Origin of the sequence: Segatella baroniae B14 (assembly GCF_022024235.1) — a bacterium.
Classification (GTDB): Bacteria; Bacteroidota; Bacteroidia; order Bacteroidales; family Bacteroidaceae; genus Prevotella; species Prevotella bryantii.
This window is the reverse complement of sequence record NZ_CP091800.1, coordinates 795,341-814,165: the sequence shown is the minus strand read 5'-3', so window position 1 is coordinate 814,165 and position 18,825 is coordinate 795,341. Positions and strand designations below refer to the sequence as shown.

Annotated in this window: 14 protein-coding genes; 13 read left to right on the top strand and 1 reads right to left on the bottom strand. The window is 40.7% G+C overall.

Annotated elements, in window-relative coordinates:
• The first annotated feature begins 25 nt into the window (after positions 1 to 25).
• From L6469_RS13375 to L6469_RS13315, 13 genes are all read left to right on the top strand, one after another.
• On the top strand, positions 26 to 3,331 hold the full coding sequence (locus L6469_RS13375; protein ID WP_074803409.1) for a tetratricopeptide repeat protein: 3,306 nt from the start codon (positions 26 to 28) through the stop codon (positions 3,329 to 3,331).
• A 73-nt stretch (positions 3,332 to 3,404) separates the two neighbouring features.
• The gene (locus L6469_RS13370; protein WP_006281292.1) at positions 3,405 to 3,950 is read left to right on the top strand and encodes a hypothetical protein; all 546 of its coding nucleotides are present in this window, start codon (positions 3,405 to 3,407) and stop codon (positions 3,948 to 3,950) included.
• A 392-nt stretch (positions 3,951 to 4,342) separates the two neighbouring features.
• Positions 4,343 to 4,738 (top strand): hypothetical protein, encoded by a 396-nt coding sequence (locus L6469_RS13365; protein ID WP_006281293.1) that lies wholly within the window; start codon positions 4,343 to 4,345, stop codon positions 4,736 to 4,738.
• Positions 4,732 to 5,067, top strand: coding sequence for an IS66 family insertion sequence element accessory protein TnpB (tnpB, locus tag L6469_RS13360; protein WP_039869440.1), 336 nt, complete (start codon positions 4,732 to 4,734; stop codon positions 5,065 to 5,067). Before L6469_RS13365 ends, tnpB (L6469_RS13360) begins: the two co-directional genes overlap by 7 nt.
• A 129-nt stretch (positions 5,068 to 5,196) precedes the next feature.
• Positions 5,197 to 7,005: an IS66 family transposase gene (gene tnpC, locus L6469_RS13355; protein WP_006282801.1), complete on the top strand. Its 1,809-nt coding sequence runs from the start codon at positions 5,197 to 5,199 to the stop codon at positions 7,003 to 7,005.
• 181 nt (positions 7,006 to 7,186) lie between these two features.
• On the top strand, positions 7,187 to 7,582 hold the full coding sequence (locus L6469_RS13350; RefSeq protein ID WP_006281293.1) for a hypothetical protein: 396 nt from the start codon (positions 7,187 to 7,189) through the stop codon (positions 7,580 to 7,582).
• Positions 7,576 to 7,911, top strand: coding sequence for an IS66 family insertion sequence element accessory protein TnpB (tnpB, locus tag L6469_RS13345; RefSeq protein WP_039869440.1), 336 nt, complete (start codon positions 7,576 to 7,578; stop codon positions 7,909 to 7,911). The genes L6469_RS13350 and tnpB (L6469_RS13345) overlap by 7 nt, the downstream gene beginning before the upstream one ends.
• A 129-nt stretch (positions 7,912 to 8,040) precedes the next feature.
• The gene (gene tnpC, locus L6469_RS13340; protein ID WP_006282801.1) at positions 8,041 to 9,849 is read left to right on the top strand and encodes an IS66 family transposase; all 1,809 of its coding nucleotides are present in this window, start codon (positions 8,041 to 8,043) and stop codon (positions 9,847 to 9,849) included.
• Between the two features lie 181 nt (positions 9,850 to 10,030).
• Positions 10,031 to 10,426 (top strand): hypothetical protein, encoded by a 396-nt coding sequence (locus L6469_RS13335; RefSeq protein WP_006281293.1) that lies wholly within the window; start codon positions 10,031 to 10,033, stop codon positions 10,424 to 10,426.
• Complete coding sequence (gene tnpB, locus L6469_RS13330; RefSeq protein WP_039869440.1) at positions 10,420 to 10,755, top strand: IS66 family insertion sequence element accessory protein TnpB; 336 nt, start codon at positions 10,420 to 10,422, stop codon at positions 10,753 to 10,755. Before L6469_RS13335 ends, tnpB (L6469_RS13330) begins: the two co-directional genes overlap by 7 nt.
• Before the next feature lie 129 nt (positions 10,756 to 10,884).
• On the top strand, positions 10,885 to 12,693 hold the full coding sequence (gene tnpC, locus L6469_RS13325) for an IS66 family transposase (RefSeq protein ID WP_006282801.1): 1,809 nt from the start codon (positions 10,885 to 10,887) through the stop codon (positions 12,691 to 12,693).
• A 630-nt stretch (positions 12,694 to 13,323) separates the two neighbouring features.
• Positions 13,324 to 16,485 (top strand): SusC/RagA family TonB-linked outer membrane protein, encoded by a 3,162-nt coding sequence (locus L6469_RS13320; protein WP_039870014.1) that lies wholly within the window; start codon positions 13,324 to 13,326, stop codon positions 16,483 to 16,485.
• Between the two features lie 22 nt (positions 16,486 to 16,507).
• On the top strand, positions 16,508 to 18,448 hold the full coding sequence (locus L6469_RS13315) for a RagB/SusD family nutrient uptake outer membrane protein (RefSeq protein ID WP_006281905.1): 1,941 nt from the start codon (positions 16,508 to 16,510) through the stop codon (positions 18,446 to 18,448).
• Positions 18,449 to 18,567: 119 nt separating this feature from the next.
• On the opposite strand, the gene L6469_RS13310 is transcribed toward L6469_RS13315, so the two are convergent.
• Complete coding sequence (locus tag L6469_RS13310; RefSeq protein WP_155815419.1) at positions 18,568 to 18,720, bottom strand: hypothetical protein; 153 nt, start codon at positions 18,718 to 18,720, stop codon at positions 18,568 to 18,570.
• Positions 18,721 to 18,825 lie beyond the last annotated feature (105 nt).

Genomic DNA, 18,825 nt, shown 5'->3' with positions numbered 1-18,825 from the left:
ATATCAATATACGAAATAAGATACTATGGTAAAAGCTTGGAGAGAAATTGTAACGATTCCAACGTATCAGATTGGAGAACCTGAAAAGAATCCGATCTTCCTTGAAAAACGAGTTTATCAGGGATCTTCTGGTGTCGTATATCCTTATCCTGTCATCGAATCTATTTCTGATGAGAAGGAAGATGTAGACTATCAGGCGATTTGGATTGAAAATGAATATATTAAGGTCATGATTCTGCCACAGCTTGGCGGGCGTGTGCAGATGGCTTACGACAAGATAAAAAAGCGCCACTTTGTGTATTATAACCATGTCATCAAACCAGCCCTTGTAGGGCTCACCGGTCCATGGATTTCAGGTGGTATCGAGTTCAACTGGCCACAACATCACCGTCCATCCACTTTCCTTCCGGTAGATAGCACCATCAAGGAAAATGCAGATGGATCGGTCACGGTATGGGTAAATGAACAGGAGAAAATGTTCCACCAAAAGGGGGCTGCGGGGTTTACCTTGCGACCTGGTTGTGCCTATCTGGAAATACAGGGAATGGTCTACAATCGTACCGACTTGCCACAGACTTTTCTGTGGTGGGCTAACCCGGCTGTTTCGGTGAACGATCATTATCAGAGCGTATTTCCACCTGATATTAATGCCGTGTTTGACCATGGTAAACGTGCTGTTTCTAGTTTTCCGATTGCCACGGGTACCTACTACAAGATGGATTATAGTGCAGGGGTAGACATCTCCAACTATAAGAATATCAAGGTGCCAACCTCTTATATGGCTGTTAACTCGAAATATAACTTCGAGGGTGGTTATGAGAATGATACTCATGGTGGTATGCTGCACGTAGCCAGTCATCATCTGTCGCCTGGTAAGAAGCAGTGGACATGGGGTAATGGTGATTTCGGTCGGGCGTGGGATCGTAACCTTACCGATGAAGATGGTCCATACATCGAACTCATGGCTGGTGTCTATACCGAAAATCAACCTGATTTTGCCTGGTTGATGCCGTATGAGGAAAAGCATTTTACGCAGTACTTCATGCCTTATCGGGAGTTGGGTATTGTGAAGAATGCAAGTAAGAATCTCGTGATGAATATCGAGGAGACTGCTGTGGGTGCCCACTTGATGCTTCAGGCTACGAGGAAGTCTGTTTATCGCATCGTACTCTTCGGTCAGGACGATGAAATCCTTTTCGATGAGGTGGTAGAACTTTCACCAGAGGAAATCTTCGACACCACCATTGATATGAAAGGTTGTGCATGGCAGAATATCCGTTTCATGGCTTATAACCGGGAAAAAGGGCGTAATGCCCTGGAGATGGAATGGATGCCGGAGCCTGATGCTGTCCGCCCGATTCCAGACCCTGCAGAAGCAGCTCTGTTGCCACAGCATATAAAGACTAATGAGCAACTGTATCTTACCGGTTTACACATCGAACAGTATCGTCATGCTACGTATAGTCCGCTTGATTATTATGAAGAGGCCTTACGCCGAGATCCTGATGATTATCGTTGCAACAATGCTATGGGTTTGTGGTATATTCGTAAGGGTCGTTTCAAAAAAGCTGAAGAGTATTTACGTAAAGCCCAACATATACTTTACAAGCGTAATCCTAATCCATACGATGGGGAGCCATTGTACAATCTGGGTGTCTCACTGAAGTATCAGGGAAAACTGGACGAAGCCTATCAGTGGTTTTGGAAATCTACCTGGAATAAGGGGTGGGCAGATGCTGGCTACTTTGCAGCAGCACAGATCAGCATAGGTCAGCAGCGTCTGGATGATGCCCTTGACGAAGTAGAGCGTTCTCTTATCAATAACAGTCATAATCACAAGGCTCGTGCCTTGAAGGTGGCTGTGCTCAGATATGCCGGCAAGTCGTATGAGGAGGTGAAGGCATTTATAGAGGAGAGCCTTCAGATCGACCTTTTCAATTATGGTATTCTGTACGAGAAATACCTTTTTACTGGCGATGAGCATGTGCTCAACCAACTTATCGAACTGATGCATGGCAATAGCAATAACTATCAGGAACTGGCACTCGACTATGCACAGGCTGGACTTTGGAAGGAGTGTATCGCTGTTCTCGATCTTGCTGTTCGTGAAGGAGCCGCTGATGCAATGACCTATTTTTATAAAGGTTGGGCTTATTTCAAGATGGGTGATGAGATGACTGCCGTTGCCACTTTTAAGACGGCAGAGACCATTAACCCTGCTTATTGTTTCCCTAATCGTTTGGAGGCGATTCTTGCTTTAAATACAGCCAAACATTTCAACGATAAGGGTAGTTTTGCTCCTTATTATTTAGGTTGTCTCTATTTTGACAAGCGTCAGTACAGTCAGGCTCAGCAAAACTGGCAACTTTCTGCTCAGTGTAACCCTGAATATCCAACAGTATGGCGCAACCTTGCCCTCTATTACGCCAACAAGTTGGCAGACCATGATACAGCACTCGCATATATGGAGCGTGCATTCTCTCTGAATCAGAATGATGCCCGTGTCTTGATGGAACTGGACCAGCTCTATAAACGTCTGCAGCGTGCTCCCGCAGAACGTCTGGCTTTTCTGAAGAAATATCCAGACTTGATTGCTCAGCGTGACGATCTTTTGCTGGAACTGATTACCTTGTACAACCAAACCGGTAATTACGAAAAGGCGATGTCGTTACTTGATGGTCATATCTTCCATCCATGGGAGGGTGGTGAAGGCAAGGTCAGCGGTCAGTACCAAATTTGTCGTACAGAACTTGCGAAGAAGGCTCTTGTGAATAAAGATTATCCGTCAGCGGTGAAGTGGCTGGAGGAGTGCCTGGTGTACCCACATCATTTGGGAGAAGGTAAACTTTACGGTGCCCAGGAAAACGATTTCTATTATTTCCTCGGTCTTGCCTATGAAGGACTGGGTAATCAGGATAAGGCCCGTGTTTGTTGGGAGAAAGCATCTGAAGGTCATCAAGAACCGGCAGCAGCGATGTATTATAACGACGCCAAGCCTGATAAAATATTCTATCAGGGTAAGGCACTACTCCGATTAGGTAGAGTAGGAGAGGCGCATAGCCGTTTCTATAAGCTCATCACTTATGGTAAGAATCATCTCTTTGACCATGTTGTGATGGATTACTTCGCCGTTTCTCTGCCTGATCTTCTGATTTGGGATGATTCTCTTGATCTTAAAAATGCGATTCACTGTAAGTACATGTTAGCTTTGGGTTATCATGGACTTGGAGACCAAAAGCATGCTGAGCAGTATCTGCAAGATGTGGAAAAGTTGGATTGCAATCATCTTGGCATTATGCAGTTTAGAACACTTATTACTTTAGGTTTATAAAATAGATAGTTTTTTTGAAAATGGTTATTTAATCTAAAAAGCATGTGTCAATGAATGATGTGACCCCGAAAAGTTGGACATTAAATTAAACATTAATTATTCAACTCTCTATAGTAGTGATCTCGATAAAGCCGTTTCTCAGATTCTTGTAGAGCGCAAGAAAAAGAAAGAACAGGTTGAATTCCTGAGTCCATTGGATTCTAAAACAGAAGCACGTCTCGACAGGAATCTTGAAGAATATATACCAGTATCAATGTTAAATCAATGGGTAACCCTACCAAAAGAGTCAGATATCTATGATAATGATGAGTTGGAAAAACTCCTTGATGCAATAAGAAAGTGGGCCGATGGCTGGCAGCATATTCCTGTACCCATCAGGTTGAAGTCCACTCTTACCACCCTTGACCTACGGCACTTTGTCTGGAATATAGCCGAAAGACTGGGCAGCAAGAAAAACTACACGGGCGAAGTACGCGCCATCTTTATCAAGAGGATGTTTCCAGACGTGATGAGAGACATAGAACTTGACAGCATCCGCAATTTCAAGTTTCTGCCTGATACAGGAAGCATCGTGATAGACGTGCCAGACAAGGGTGACTATCACTTCCATTTTGAATAGATTTCATGTTTAAAAATCAGCGAAATTTAAAAATATTTTCTCGTTTTCGCTGATTTTTAAGCAAAAGATGCATGATAAGGAACTACTGCCAACAGGTATATCGTTCCCTTTTAATTTGTGTTTTTGTCGCGTCTTATGGTGAAAGTTATATGAAATCAGTCAGGGATAACATCCCAAGCCTGATTTCATATACTCATTATCGTGCATTTTAATAGAGCTGCAACGAGAGTGTCGTACACTTACTGTCCAAAATCTCCTATTTATCATAACACTGATTATCACATAAAAGTGGTAGTACTGATCAGGTCGATGATAGTGTAAGCGTCCAATTTCGACCCTTGTGGTAAAAAACGACCCTTTTTAACTTTGCATGGTCAATAAATAAAACGATTATGCAAACAGACGAAAGAACAATTTCAGATGCAGAACTGGAACGATTATGGTTTCTGTATCAAATGGAAGGTGCTCCAAATAATATTCCGCTTATAGAGTTCTGTGTTAGTCGCGGAGTGCCTTTTTATCTTTTTGATCGATATGCCAATGAGCATATCAAGAATAAAATTGAGCCAGTAACTATAACAGGCCTTCCTGTGCCTCAAAAGAAACGTGGTCGTCCTCGAAAAATTCAAAATTCAGAAGCATGCGACCAATTGGCTGGAAATTCCCCAAAAATGAAAGCTAAAGTATCAGCTGTTATACAGTTGGAAAATGGTACAGTTGTAAGCATAAAAAGTAATTGTTATTCTGATGTCAAGGATATCATAGATAGATTGGAGGATCCATGTTAGATTTATCTGAGTTTAAACACTTCTATTACGTGCCAGGTTATGTAAATATGAGCTGGGGATTTTACCGATTGTTAGAGTTTGTGACTGACGAATGCCATGTCATTCCTCATGAAGGTGATGTATTCATCTTTATGTCCAGAAATCGTAGACGCGTACGACTTATCTATTATGATAAACAGGCTTATTATATGAACGAGAAAACATTCTATAATAAAGATTACAGGTTTATGAAAGTTGAATTCAAAGATCAGAAAACCGTATACAGTATAGAATGGAAAGATCTCCTGACTTTGCTTGAAAATCCTGTTATTTCGGTACTGAGATTATGATCTGAACTTCAGTAATCAGTGCTTATACATTTGAATTTAATTTATTGAATATCAGTTATTTAAGTGTTATTTTGTTCGTGTTTTTGCGATTTTTTTTGTACCTTTGTAAGTACAAAAGCAAGTAAAAGCATGGAAGAAAAAGAATTCAAAAAAAGAAAATTCTTTATGGAATATATCAATTCACGAGAGGATAATCCTGTCGTAAAATCTGCCCATGCTTCTATGAGTTCAGCTGATAAAGACAAGTATATCAGCATCCTTGAGCGTGATGTTGAGCAGTATCGTCAGATGCTCCAGGAGTCATTGGAGAATCAGAAGAAGATACAGGATAGACTTGATCGTGTTGCTGCTATGCTTGAGAAGAGCGATAAGGAGAAATCAACACTTCACGATACCATCAATCGCCTGATGACTCAACTTGAAGGAAACCAGAAACAGATACAATCCCTTCAGAACCAGATAAAGAATCTGATCAATCAGTCAATGGTTGACAAGGCAAATCTGTATGGAAAGAAAGTCTGGAATAACAGAGGAGGCAATACTACTACTGTCAGTCGTCAGGAAGCAAAGGATGACTTTGATGGAACTGCTGCTTCCCTACCCTCAGCAACTTCCGATGAAGAGCCAAGCAAGGAAGACCAGAAGGAAGTAGACAATCAATGCAAGGTTGGCATGAAATATAATACTATGGGTGCTGACATGGTTATTGATTATAAATGTGATGAAACCAAAATACCTGATGGTGCCAAGATAATCCGTAGGTTTACTCGCAGTATCTATGATCAGGTCAGCTACATTGTTGAACACAAAGTACATTACATAGTCTACAAACTTCCTGGACAAGATCCGATCACAGTTCATTTTACCCTTCCTGGTAATGAGGAAATCGAAGAGGATTACAAGAAACTGAGTGTTGTGCCACACACCCATGTAACAAGCAGGTTCCTTTCTCGTCTGACAATGAACAAATACCAAATGGATACTCCTCTTTACCGAGAGATCATCCGCATGATGGAAGATAAATTCAGCATATGCCGCCAGACACTTACAAATTATATTGGTATAGGCGCAGAATATCTCAAACTGGTTCTTCCATATCTTAAGAATAATCTACTTCAGGATGGAGCCAATATCCATTGTGATGAAACCTGGTGCAGAGTCAGGATCTACAACAAGGTTCTTAAGAAATACATCTGGTGTGTCGTCAATAAGGAAACCAAGGTTGTATACTTCTTCTACGATAATGGAAGTAGAGGCCAGGATGTTATCAAGAACTTCATCGGTTCTTCAAATATCAACTCAATACAGACAGATTCTTATTGTGGTTATAACTTCTTTGATCGGGAGGATAATGATATTACTCATTTGTATTGTATTGCACACGCCAGGTCAAAGTTCTTCTATGCATATGAGCGAGGTAAAGACTATCGAGCAAAGGACTTCCTGGACTGGTTTGGATGGCTTTACGGCAGAGAGGAAACCTATAGAAAACAGAATCTCTCACCTGCGGAAATCAAGAAAAGAAGAAACGATTCTGAAACTACTGAATGCATCGTTAAGATATATTCAAGAATGTGTGAACTTCAGAAGGATGACTCTATCAAGGGCGAATTGATGACGAAAGCACTCAATTACCTGAGTAACGGTTGGAAGAAGTTCTTCACCTTCCGTGAAGATGGTAATTACGAAATCGATAACCTGGAAGCTGAACGCTGCATCAGGCCATTAACTGTGAACAGAAAGAATGCACCGATACTCGGAAGTGAGAGCGGTGTAGAGAATCTGTGTCTCTATATGACCTTAGTCGAAACATGTAAGAAGAACAATATATCACCATTAAGATACTTCGAACGCTTCTTTGATATCATAGCAAAGACAAATGGTGTTGGAATTGAATGGGACCAGATGACACCTTCAAAACTCTGTCAGGAATCATAAAAAAGCAAAAAAAACAAAAAATACTAAATAGGCTGAATCGCTTTAGAATCGCGGTTCAGCCTATATTTTTATATTGTTAGGTCGAAATTGGACGCTTACGATGATAGTAAGCGTCCAATTTCGACCCTTGTGGTAAAAAACGACCCTTTTTAACTTTGCATGGTCAATAAATAAAACGATTATGCAAACAGACGAAAGAACAATTTCAGATGCAGAACTGGAACGATTATGGTTTCTGTATCAAATGGAAGGTGCTCCAAATAATATTCCGCTTATAGAGTTCTGTGTTAGTCGCGGAGTGCCTTTTTATCTTTTTGATCGATATGCCAATGAGCATATCAAGAATAAAATTGAGCCAGTAACTATAACAGGCCTTCCTGTGCCTCAAAAGAAACGTGGTCGTCCTCGAAAAATTCAAAATTCAGAAGCATGCGACCAATTGGCTGGAAATTCCCCAAAAATGAAAGCTAAAGTATCAGCTGTTATACAGTTGGAAAATGGTACAGTTGTAAGCATAAAAAGTAATTGTTATTCTGATGTCAAGGATATCATAGATAGATTGGAGGATCCATGTTAGATTTATCTGAGTTTAAACACTTCTATTACGTGCCAGGTTATGTAAATATGAGCTGGGGATTTTACCGATTGTTAGAGTTTGTGACTGACGAATGCCATGTCATTCCTCATGAAGGTGATGTATTCATCTTTATGTCCAGAAATCGTAGACGCGTACGACTTATCTATTATGATAAACAGGCTTATTATATGAACGAGAAAACATTCTATAATAAAGATTACAGGTTTATGAAAGTTGAATTCAAAGATCAGAAAACCGTATACAGTATAGAATGGAAAGATCTCCTGACTTTGCTTGAAAATCCTGTTATTTCGGTACTGAGATTATGATCTGAACTTCAGTAATCAGTGCTTATACATTTGAATTTAATTTATTGAATATCAGTTATTTAAGTGTTATTTTGTTCGTGTTTTTGCGATTTTTTTTGTACCTTTGTAAGTACAAAAGCAAGTAAAAGCATGGAAGAAAAAGAATTCAAAAAAAGAAAATTCTTTATGGAATATATCAATTCACGAGAGGATAATCCTGTCGTAAAATCTGCCCATGCTTCTATGAGTTCAGCTGATAAAGACAAGTATATCAGCATCCTTGAGCGTGATGTTGAGCAGTATCGTCAGATGCTCCAGGAGTCATTGGAGAATCAGAAGAAGATACAGGATAGACTTGATCGTGTTGCTGCTATGCTTGAGAAGAGCGATAAGGAGAAATCAACACTTCACGATACCATCAATCGCCTGATGACTCAACTTGAAGGAAACCAGAAACAGATACAATCCCTTCAGAACCAGATAAAGAATCTGATCAATCAGTCAATGGTTGACAAGGCAAATCTGTATGGAAAGAAAGTCTGGAATAACAGAGGAGGCAATACTACTACTGTCAGTCGTCAGGAAGCAAAGGATGACTTTGATGGAACTGCTGCTTCCCTACCCTCAGCAACTTCCGATGAAGAGCCAAGCAAGGAAGACCAGAAGGAAGTAGACAATCAATGCAAGGTTGGCATGAAATATAATACTATGGGTGCTGACATGGTTATTGATTATAAATGTGATGAAACCAAAATACCTGATGGTGCCAAGATAATCCGTAGGTTTACTCGCAGTATCTATGATCAGGTCAGCTACATTGTTGAACACAAAGTACATTACATAGTCTACAAACTTCCTGGACAAGATCCGATCACAGTTCATTTTACCCTTCCTGGTAATGAGGAAATCGAAGAGGATTACAAGAAACTGAGTGTTGTGCCACACACCCATGTAACAAGCAGGTTCCTTTCTCGTCTGACAATGAACAAATACCAAATGGATACTCCTCTTTACCGAGAGATCATCCGCATGATGGAAGATAAATTCAGCATATGCCGCCAGACACTTACAAATTATATTGGTATAGGCGCAGAATATCTCAAACTGGTTCTTCCATATCTTAAGAATAATCTACTTCAGGATGGAGCCAATATCCATTGTGATGAAACCTGGTGCAGAGTCAGGATCTACAACAAGGTTCTTAAGAAATACATCTGGTGTGTCGTCAATAAGGAAACCAAGGTTGTATACTTCTTCTACGATAATGGAAGTAGAGGCCAGGATGTTATCAAGAACTTCATCGGTTCTTCAAATATCAACTCAATACAGACAGATTCTTATTGTGGTTATAACTTCTTTGATCGGGAGGATAATGATATTACTCATTTGTATTGTATTGCACACGCCAGGTCAAAGTTCTTCTATGCATATGAGCGAGGTAAAGACTATCGAGCAAAGGACTTCCTGGACTGGTTTGGATGGCTTTACGGCAGAGAGGAAACCTATAGAAAACAGAATCTCTCACCTGCGGAAATCAAGAAAAGAAGAAACGATTCTGAAACTACTGAATGCATCGTTAAGATATATTCAAGAATGTGTGAACTTCAGAAGGATGACTCTATCAAGGGCGAATTGATGACGAAAGCACTCAATTACCTGAGTAACGGTTGGAAGAAGTTCTTCACCTTCCGTGAAGATGGTAATTACGAAATCGATAACCTGGAAGCTGAACGCTGCATCAGGCCATTAACTGTGAACAGAAAGAATGCACCGATACTCGGAAGTGAGAGCGGTGTAGAGAATCTGTGTCTCTATATGACCTTAGTCGAAACATGTAAGAAGAACAATATATCACCATTAAGATACTTCGAACGCTTCTTTGATATCATAGCAAAGACAAATGGTGTTGGAATTGAATGGGACCAGATGACACCTTCAAAACTCTGTCAGGAATCATAAAAAAGCAAAAAAAACAAAAAATACTAAATAGGCTGAATCGCTTTAGAATCGCGGTTCAGCCTATATTTTTATATTGTTAGGTCGAAATTGGACGCTTACGATGATAGTAAGCGTCCAATTTCGACCCTTGTGGTAAAAAACGACCCTTTTTAACTTTGCATGGTCAATAAATAAAACGATTATGCAAACAGACGAAAGAACAATTTCAGATGCAGAACTGGAACGATTATGGTTTCTGTATCAAATGGAAGGTGCTCCAAATAATATTCCGCTTATAGAGTTCTGTGTTAGTCGCGGAGTGCCTTTTTATCTTTTTGATCGATATGCCAATGAGCATATCAAGAATAAAATTGAGCCAGTAACTATAACAGGCCTTCCTGTGCCTCAAAAGAAACGTGGTCGTCCTCGAAAAATTCAAAATTCAGAAGCATGCGACCAATTGGCTGGAAATTCCCCAAAAATGAAAGCTAAAGTATCAGCTGTTATACAGTTGGAAAATGGTACAGTTGTAAGCATAAAAAGTAATTGTTATTCTGATGTCAAGGATATCATAGATAGATTGGAGGATCCATGTTAGATTTATCTGAGTTTAAACACTTCTATTACGTGCCAGGTTATGTAAATATGAGCTGGGGATTTTACCGATTGTTAGAGTTTGTGACTGACGAATGCCATGTCATTCCTCATGAAGGTGATGTATTCATCTTTATGTCCAGAAATCGTAGACGCGTACGACTTATCTATTATGATAAACAGGCTTATTATATGAACGAGAAAACATTCTATAATAAAGATTACAGGTTTATGAAAGTTGAATTCAAAGATCAGAAAACCGTATACAGTATAGAATGGAAAGATCTCCTGACTTTGCTTGAAAATCCTGTTATTTCGGTACTGAGATTATGATCTGAACTTCAGTAATCAGTGCTTATACATTTGAATTTAATTTATTGAATATCAGTTATTTAAGTGTTATTTTGTTCGTGTTTTTGCGATTTTTTTTGTACCTTTGTAAGTACAAAAGCAAGTAAAAGCATGGAAGAAAAAGAATTCAAAAAAAGAAAATTCTTTATGGAATATATCAATTCACGAGAGGATAATCCTGTCGTAAAATCTGCCCATGCTTCTATGAGTTCAGCTGATAAAGACAAGTATATCAGCATCCTTGAGCGTGATGTTGAGCAGTATCGTCAGATGCTCCAGGAGTCATTGGAGAATCAGAAGAAGATACAGGATAGACTTGATCGTGTTGCTGCTATGCTTGAGAAGAGCGATAAGGAGAAATCAACACTTCACGATACCATCAATCGCCTGATGACTCAACTTGAAGGAAACCAGAAACAGATACAATCCCTTCAGAACCAGATAAAGAATCTGATCAATCAGTCAATGGTTGACAAGGCAAATCTGTATGGAAAGAAAGTCTGGAATAACAGAGGAGGCAATACTACTACTGTCAGTCGTCAGGAAGCAAAGGATGACTTTGATGGAACTGCTGCTTCCCTACCCTCAGCAACTTCCGATGAAGAGCCAAGCAAGGAAGACCAGAAGGAAGTAGACAATCAATGCAAGGTTGGCATGAAATATAATACTATGGGTGCTGACATGGTTATTGATTATAAATGTGATGAAACCAAAATACCTGATGGTGCCAAGATAATCCGTAGGTTTACTCGCAGTATCTATGATCAGGTCAGCTACATTGTTGAACACAAAGTACATTACATAGTCTACAAACTTCCTGGACAAGATCCGATCACAGTTCATTTTACCCTTCCTGGTAATGAGGAAATCGAAGAGGATTACAAGAAACTGAGTGTTGTGCCACACACCCATGTAACAAGCAGGTTCCTTTCTCGTCTGACAATGAACAAATACCAAATGGATACTCCTCTTTACCGAGAGATCATCCGCATGATGGAAGATAAATTCAGCATATGCCGCCAGACACTTACAAATTATATTGGTATAGGCGCAGAATATCTCAAACTGGTTCTTCCATATCTTAAGAATAATCTACTTCAGGATGGAGCCAATATCCATTGTGATGAAACCTGGTGCAGAGTCAGGATCTACAACAAGGTTCTTAAGAAATACATCTGGTGTGTCGTCAATAAGGAAACCAAGGTTGTATACTTCTTCTACGATAATGGAAGTAGAGGCCAGGATGTTATCAAGAACTTCATCGGTTCTTCAAATATCAACTCAATACAGACAGATTCTTATTGTGGTTATAACTTCTTTGATCGGGAGGATAATGATATTACTCATTTGTATTGTATTGCACACGCCAGGTCAAAGTTCTTCTATGCATATGAGCGAGGTAAAGACTATCGAGCAAAGGACTTCCTGGACTGGTTTGGATGGCTTTACGGCAGAGAGGAAACCTATAGAAAACAGAATCTCTCACCTGCGGAAATCAAGAAAAGAAGAAACGATTCTGAAACTACTGAATGCATCGTTAAGATATATTCAAGAATGTGTGAACTTCAGAAGGATGACTCTATCAAGGGCGAATTGATGACGAAAGCACTCAATTACCTGAGTAACGGTTGGAAGAAGTTCTTCACCTTCCGTGAAGATGGTAATTACGAAATCGATAACCTGGAAGCTGAACGCTGCATCAGGCCATTAACTGTGAACAGAAAGAATGCACCGATACTCGGAAGTGAGAGCGGTGTAGAGAATCTGTGTCTCTATATGACCTTAGTCGAAACATGTAAGAAGAACAATATATCACCATTAAGATACTTCGAACGCTTCTTTGATATCATAGCAAAGACAAATGGTGTTGGAATTGAATGGGACCAGATGACACCTTCAAAACTCTGTCAGGAATCATAAAAAAGCAAAAAAAACAAAAAATACTAAATAGGCTGAATCGCTTTAGAATCGCGGTTCAGCCTATATTTTTATATTGTTAGGTCGAAATTGGACGCTTACGATGATATTTACTTAGAATTATTCCGACAAAAAGTGTTGTGAGATTTGCGTTTTAGTCAGGAATCCTATAACGTGCTCTGAATTCGTGAATTTCAACGAAGCTGTAAGTGTCTGTCAATCAGTGAGTTGCAACATGATGATTTACGGGCTATATTATTTTAAGGCTAAAGGCGCCAAAACCCAAGCTCCTGACCTCTAAAACCTTATATTTTATCGTGTAAGAGCTTAGGTTTTGTCGGATAAACCCTTAGGTTTTGGAGGTCAGGAGCTTGGGTTTTGGAGTCGGTCTAAAAAAAAATGTATTTTGTGGTATGGTAATATCTCAATTTTTTTTTCTAGATGGTCCATTTGAAATGTAACAGATTTTGTGATATTATCTTAACATTTTAGAATTTAATCTATTGAACCGATTTTTGCAATAATTAAAAAAAATAAAATAAAGTTCATTACAAAAAATAAAAGCCATCGTCTTTAGGGTATATTTTCTTGAAAAACTTTTTATTAATCTAAAAACCTAAAGTAGACTTATTTATGAGAAAGTCTTTGAAGAGTGTCAGGTATAGTGTACCCATAAAAACACTACTTGCGTTAACATTAACCGTGCCTGCTTCTGCAGATGTTTTAGCGAACAATGAAAGCAGCACTAGTCTTTCAACCCAACAAAATCAGAGCGTACAAGGTCGTATCGTTGATGAATATGGCGAACCGCTTATCGGTGTTACGGTAAGAGCCCTGAATGGCAACAAAGCTACTGTAACTGATCTTGACGGTAAATACACTCTGCAGATACCAAGGGGGGCTAAAGTGAAGCTCTCGTATACGGGGTATAAGGATAAAGTTATCACTGCTGGTGGTAACGCTGCTATGGAGCCTGATGTGCTCGGTCTTGACGATGTGGTTGTCATCGGATATGGTCAACAGAAAAAACGTGACCTTACTGGTGCGATAACTACTGTAAATGGTGCCGACCTTACCCTTAACCCTGGTAGTAATCCGATGGAAGCTCTTCAGGGTAAAGTTGCTGGTCTTGATATTACTCGTACCAGCGGTGCTGCCGGTGAAGGGGTCAATATGCAGTTGCGCGGTACCCGTTCGTTTACTGCCAGTGGTACTCCTACTTTCATTATCGATGGTATGCCAGGTGATTACACCAAACTGAATCCGAATGATATCGAGAGTATCGAGGTGCTGAAAGATGCTTCGTCTACCGCTGTTTATGGTGCCAGTGGTGCCAATGGTGTTGTACTCATCACGACGAAGAGCGGTAAGGCAGGTAAAACGAAAGTTGACTTTAATGCTTACCTTGGTGTAAATGGATGGTCATCACTTCCTGAAATGCGTTCGGGCGAGAGTTACCTACAGGGTATCAGAGATGCACAGCAGGCTGTTGGCAACTGGAATAGTACGGCAGACGACGAGACGGTTTTCAATAATGTGCTGGGTGATGGCGCTTGGAATTATCATAAAAATGGCCAGTATATCAACTGGGCTGATGAACTGCTCAAGACTGGTTTTACTCAGAATTACAGTGCTTCTATCTCTGGTGGAACCGAACGTACACAGAGCTATTTCTCGCTGAACTATTCAGATGAAAAGGGTCAGTATGAGAACGATAACAACAAGATCTATTCAAGCAATGTTCGTGTGAAGCATAAGATCAAAGACTGGTTGTCGATAGGTATCAATTCGCAGATGAGCTATACTTATCGTAATCGTGCTTTCTCAGATCTGGAAACAGCTCTCCGTATGGAACCATTGGGTACCGTTTATGACGAGGCTGGCGAAGTTAAGGTGAACCCTACCCTAACCAGTAGCAACTATAATCTGTTGCTGAATAACTATAGCAACTATCGTAACAACAACCAGGGATTTAATCTCTATTTCAATCCATATATCGAGATTAATCCGGTGAAGGGTCTCACGATTCTTTCACGCGTTTCAGCCAATATCGGTTATAGCCGAACAAACTATTTCCAGGGTATCAATTCATATCGATTCTACAATTCCGGTGGTCAGACTGATATCACCGACGATAATGTTATCGCACGCGTTACCCAGAGTCACACTTATAATTATAAATGGGAAAACGTGATTACATATAACTTTAAGATCGCTGATGATCATGATTTTACCCTTACCGGTGTAAGTTCATGGGATCACAATCAGAACGAAGCTACGATGCAGCAGGAAACGGGCATCACCGATAATGCTTACTTGTGGCATAATATGGGTCTCAACGGTAGTAGCAAGAGCACCATCACATCGGGTTATACCATGTCTAAGAGCTTAGGCTTCGTGGAGCGTCTTGCTTATTCTTATCAGGGTAAATATTTGGCAAGTGTCTCTGTACGTCACGATGGTAGCTCTCGACTCTCTGAAGAAAAGCGCTGGGATACGTTCCCTGCATTCTCGCTGGGTTGGCGTATCTCTGACGAAAACTTCATGAAGAACACTCGTTCTTGGCTCGATAACCTGAAAGTGCGTTTCGGTTGGGGTGTTACCGGTACAGCAAGCATTGATCCCTACTCTACCGTTTCTAATCTGGAACAGAGTACACTCGCTTTCAGTGGTAATACAGAGACCATCTATCGTTTCTCTCAAGAGTATACCAACAAGAATCTGGGTTGGGAGAAATCGTACAATACTAATATCGGTGTCGATGCTACATTCTTAAATGGTAGAATCGATTTCACCGCTGATTATTACTGGACGAAGACCAACGGCGTTATCTGGACTCGTGAATTGCCGATTACCGATGGTGGATATAATTCTACGACCTATTATACCATGGCTCAGAATATCTGTGAGACCAAGAATAATGGTATCGAACTGGCCTTGACAACGCGTAATATCAAGACACGTGATTTCTCATGGGATTCTAATATCACTTTCAGTGCTAACCACGAGGAAATTACAGCGCTCACCGGTAATACGGCTAATAATATTACCAACGGACAGTATACACTCACCATAGGTGAACCGGTTAACTCATTCTATAACTATAAACTCGACGGTGTATGGCAAAAGGGTGAAGAGGCTGATGCTGCTGTATTTGGTATGCAACCAGGTGACTTGAAGATTAATGTTCCAGGATTGATTCACGAAAGTGAAGGGGTATATTATAAGATTGATGAGGAAACTGGCGAAAAGGTTTATTACAACGCTGATAATCACTATACCGTCAGTTCGGCCGACTATCAGACTCTTGGTCACGCTTCTCCTGACTGGACTCTTGGCTTCAAGAACACGCTGCGATACAAGAATTTCGACTTGAGCATATTCATGTACTGGCGCTATGGACAGACGATGTACTATAGTCTGCTTAGTGACTATGATCCAACAGGTGTAAGAAACTTCCCTACCTACTTCGATTATTGGACAGAAAGTAATCCGTCTAACTACTTCCCTGCTATCAATGCCAGCCGTTCTATCAATAGCTATACCGGTTACTACTCATTGGGCTATGTAGACGGTTCTTACTTCAAGGTTAAGAATATCACACTGGGCTACACACTGCCAAAGAGCACGCTTGCCAAACTCGGTCTGAGCAACTGTCGTGTATATGGTACCATTACCAATCCGCTCGTTATTGCCAAGAGTAGTCTCGTCAAAGATTATGACCCTGAAATGGGGGGCAGTCTGAACTATCCACTTACCCGCCAGTTGGTATTTGGTATAAACTTAACATTCTAACACTTTATTAAACAGAAACACAATGAAAAAGATAAAATTACAGGTATGCGCATGGCTCAGTGCATCGCTCATGCTGGGTTCTTGTGGACTAGATGAATATAACCCTGCCGGTGGTACTGGTGGCGATAAACTGGCTACTTTCGAGGGCTGGTCGGGCATGGAAACGTATTGCTATGAACCGCTTTACGGTCAGCTCTTCTCTTCTTTCGACTTCCTCGCTGTGGCTGAAGGTGGTACAGACCTTTTCCTTACATCCAACAACCGTACATGGGGGCAGCAGGTATTCTACTATGAGGGGTTGACTACCAACACGAACTATACCAATAAACTGTTTAAGCAGGCTTACTCACAGATTAATAGTTGTAACGCTGTTATCGAAGGTGCCGACGATGTAGCCGATGGTAACGCAGAAAATATCAAGGTGCTCACAGCAGAGGCCAAGTGTCTTCGTGCATATTACTACTCGCTCCTGGTAACTTATTATGGTAACATTACGCTCAACTTGAAGCCTTCTTCTGAGGGTAGTAATCTATCGCCACAACGTTCTACGTACGAGGCTCTTTATACCCAGATGGTCAAAGACCTGACTGAGGCTGCTGCCGACTTGAATGTAACGCCCTATAACGGTGATTATGCCCGTGTAACCAAGAAGACCGCTTTAGGTTTGCTGGCTCGTGTATACGCTCAGGGTGCAGGCGAAGGACTTACAGAGAACGGTGTAAGCTACTGGAAACGCGCTGCCGAAGTTGCAGAAGATCTGATTACGAATCAGGCTGCATACGGAGCTGATATGTATACCGATGTTGCGGATGTATGGGCTAATGCCAATAATAAGAACAACAAGGAGTCGCTCTTTATTGCAGCCGGACCGGCCAGCAAGGATGCTGCTAATTATACCAGCAGCAATATTTTCACTTATATGTATCCTAACCCTTACAAGTTGAGTGATATCTATAAGACAGCCGACAAGTCTAACTATCTTTACGGTCGTATCAACAACAATATCATGGCGCCATCTAAGTATCTTATCGATCTCTTCGATGCTCCACACGATACCCGTTGGGATAACTGTTTTACCACTGCGTTTGGCGAAGAGTCTATGGTACAGGCTGGCTGGGGTACGTATGCCTCAATGAACCGTACACTGACTGCTGAAATTTGTCAGAAATATGGTATCGCAGATTCTAATGTAGGCAAGACGATTTATGCCTATGCTGACCTGGCTTATAATTCTACCAATGCCAATGGCAATCAGTATCCGGCTAAGGTATGGCCTAAGGGTGATCACTCGGGTAATGTAGCCAACCTTATTGAGGTGAAGAATATCTACGCTACAGAGTATCCTCTTCCTGAAGACGAAGATCGCTTCTCTATCTATCTCAGTAAAGACAAGCTTACCGCCGAAGAGAAGGCTAGACGTGCATATGTTACCATCAATATCGATGACCTCTTTGACAGTGAAGGTAAATATATTGAGAACTCTACTGATGGCACCAACTGCTATCAGATGTTCCCAGCACTCAATAAGTTCAGTTGGATGTACGATGGAGCTTTCACCAGCAACTTGCAGCGTAGAAATGGTGATGTAGCCATTATGCGTATGGCAGAAGTATACCTCATTGCAGCCGAAGCGGAACAGCAGTTGGGTAATGGCACCAAGGCAGCAGAATATCTGAATGTATTGCGTAAGCGTGCTTGTCGTCATGCATCAGATTACGAGAATTATATGAAGCTCGATACCGCATCAGAGCAGGATGTACTCGATGAGTACGCTCGTGAGCTTTGCGGCGAATTTAACCGTTGGGCTCTTCTGAAACGTCATCATGCTTTCGAGACACAGTTAGCGAAAGGTAATCCTCGTGCCGCTGCATCATTCGAGTCTAAACATTATCTCCGTCCGATTTCATACGACTTCCTCAATCAGATTTCGAATGCTGATGAGTATGGTACCAATGGGTATTAAGGCCATGACACTGATAAGGGCATGAAAATGGCATCTGCGCTAAATGCGTGAACTTATCGGATAATATAAAATGTAAACGGAGGTGAACCCGAATCAAGGTGTTCTCCTCCGTTTTTCTCTTAACATGCATCCATATCATCATATTTCTCTGCCATAAGCAAATCATAGAATAAAATATCATAATGCTTTTGGGTTGGGAAACATAATTCATCATCAGGCAAACACAATGTATATAATTCAATATAGGCATCATGAATAGTATAAAAGAACATTGTATCGTTCGTTATTTTGAATTTAAGGATTTATTTGCCTTTATTATAACATTGAATGATATCCATTGTGCTTTATAATTAGAAGGTGTATCCCATACCATTTTT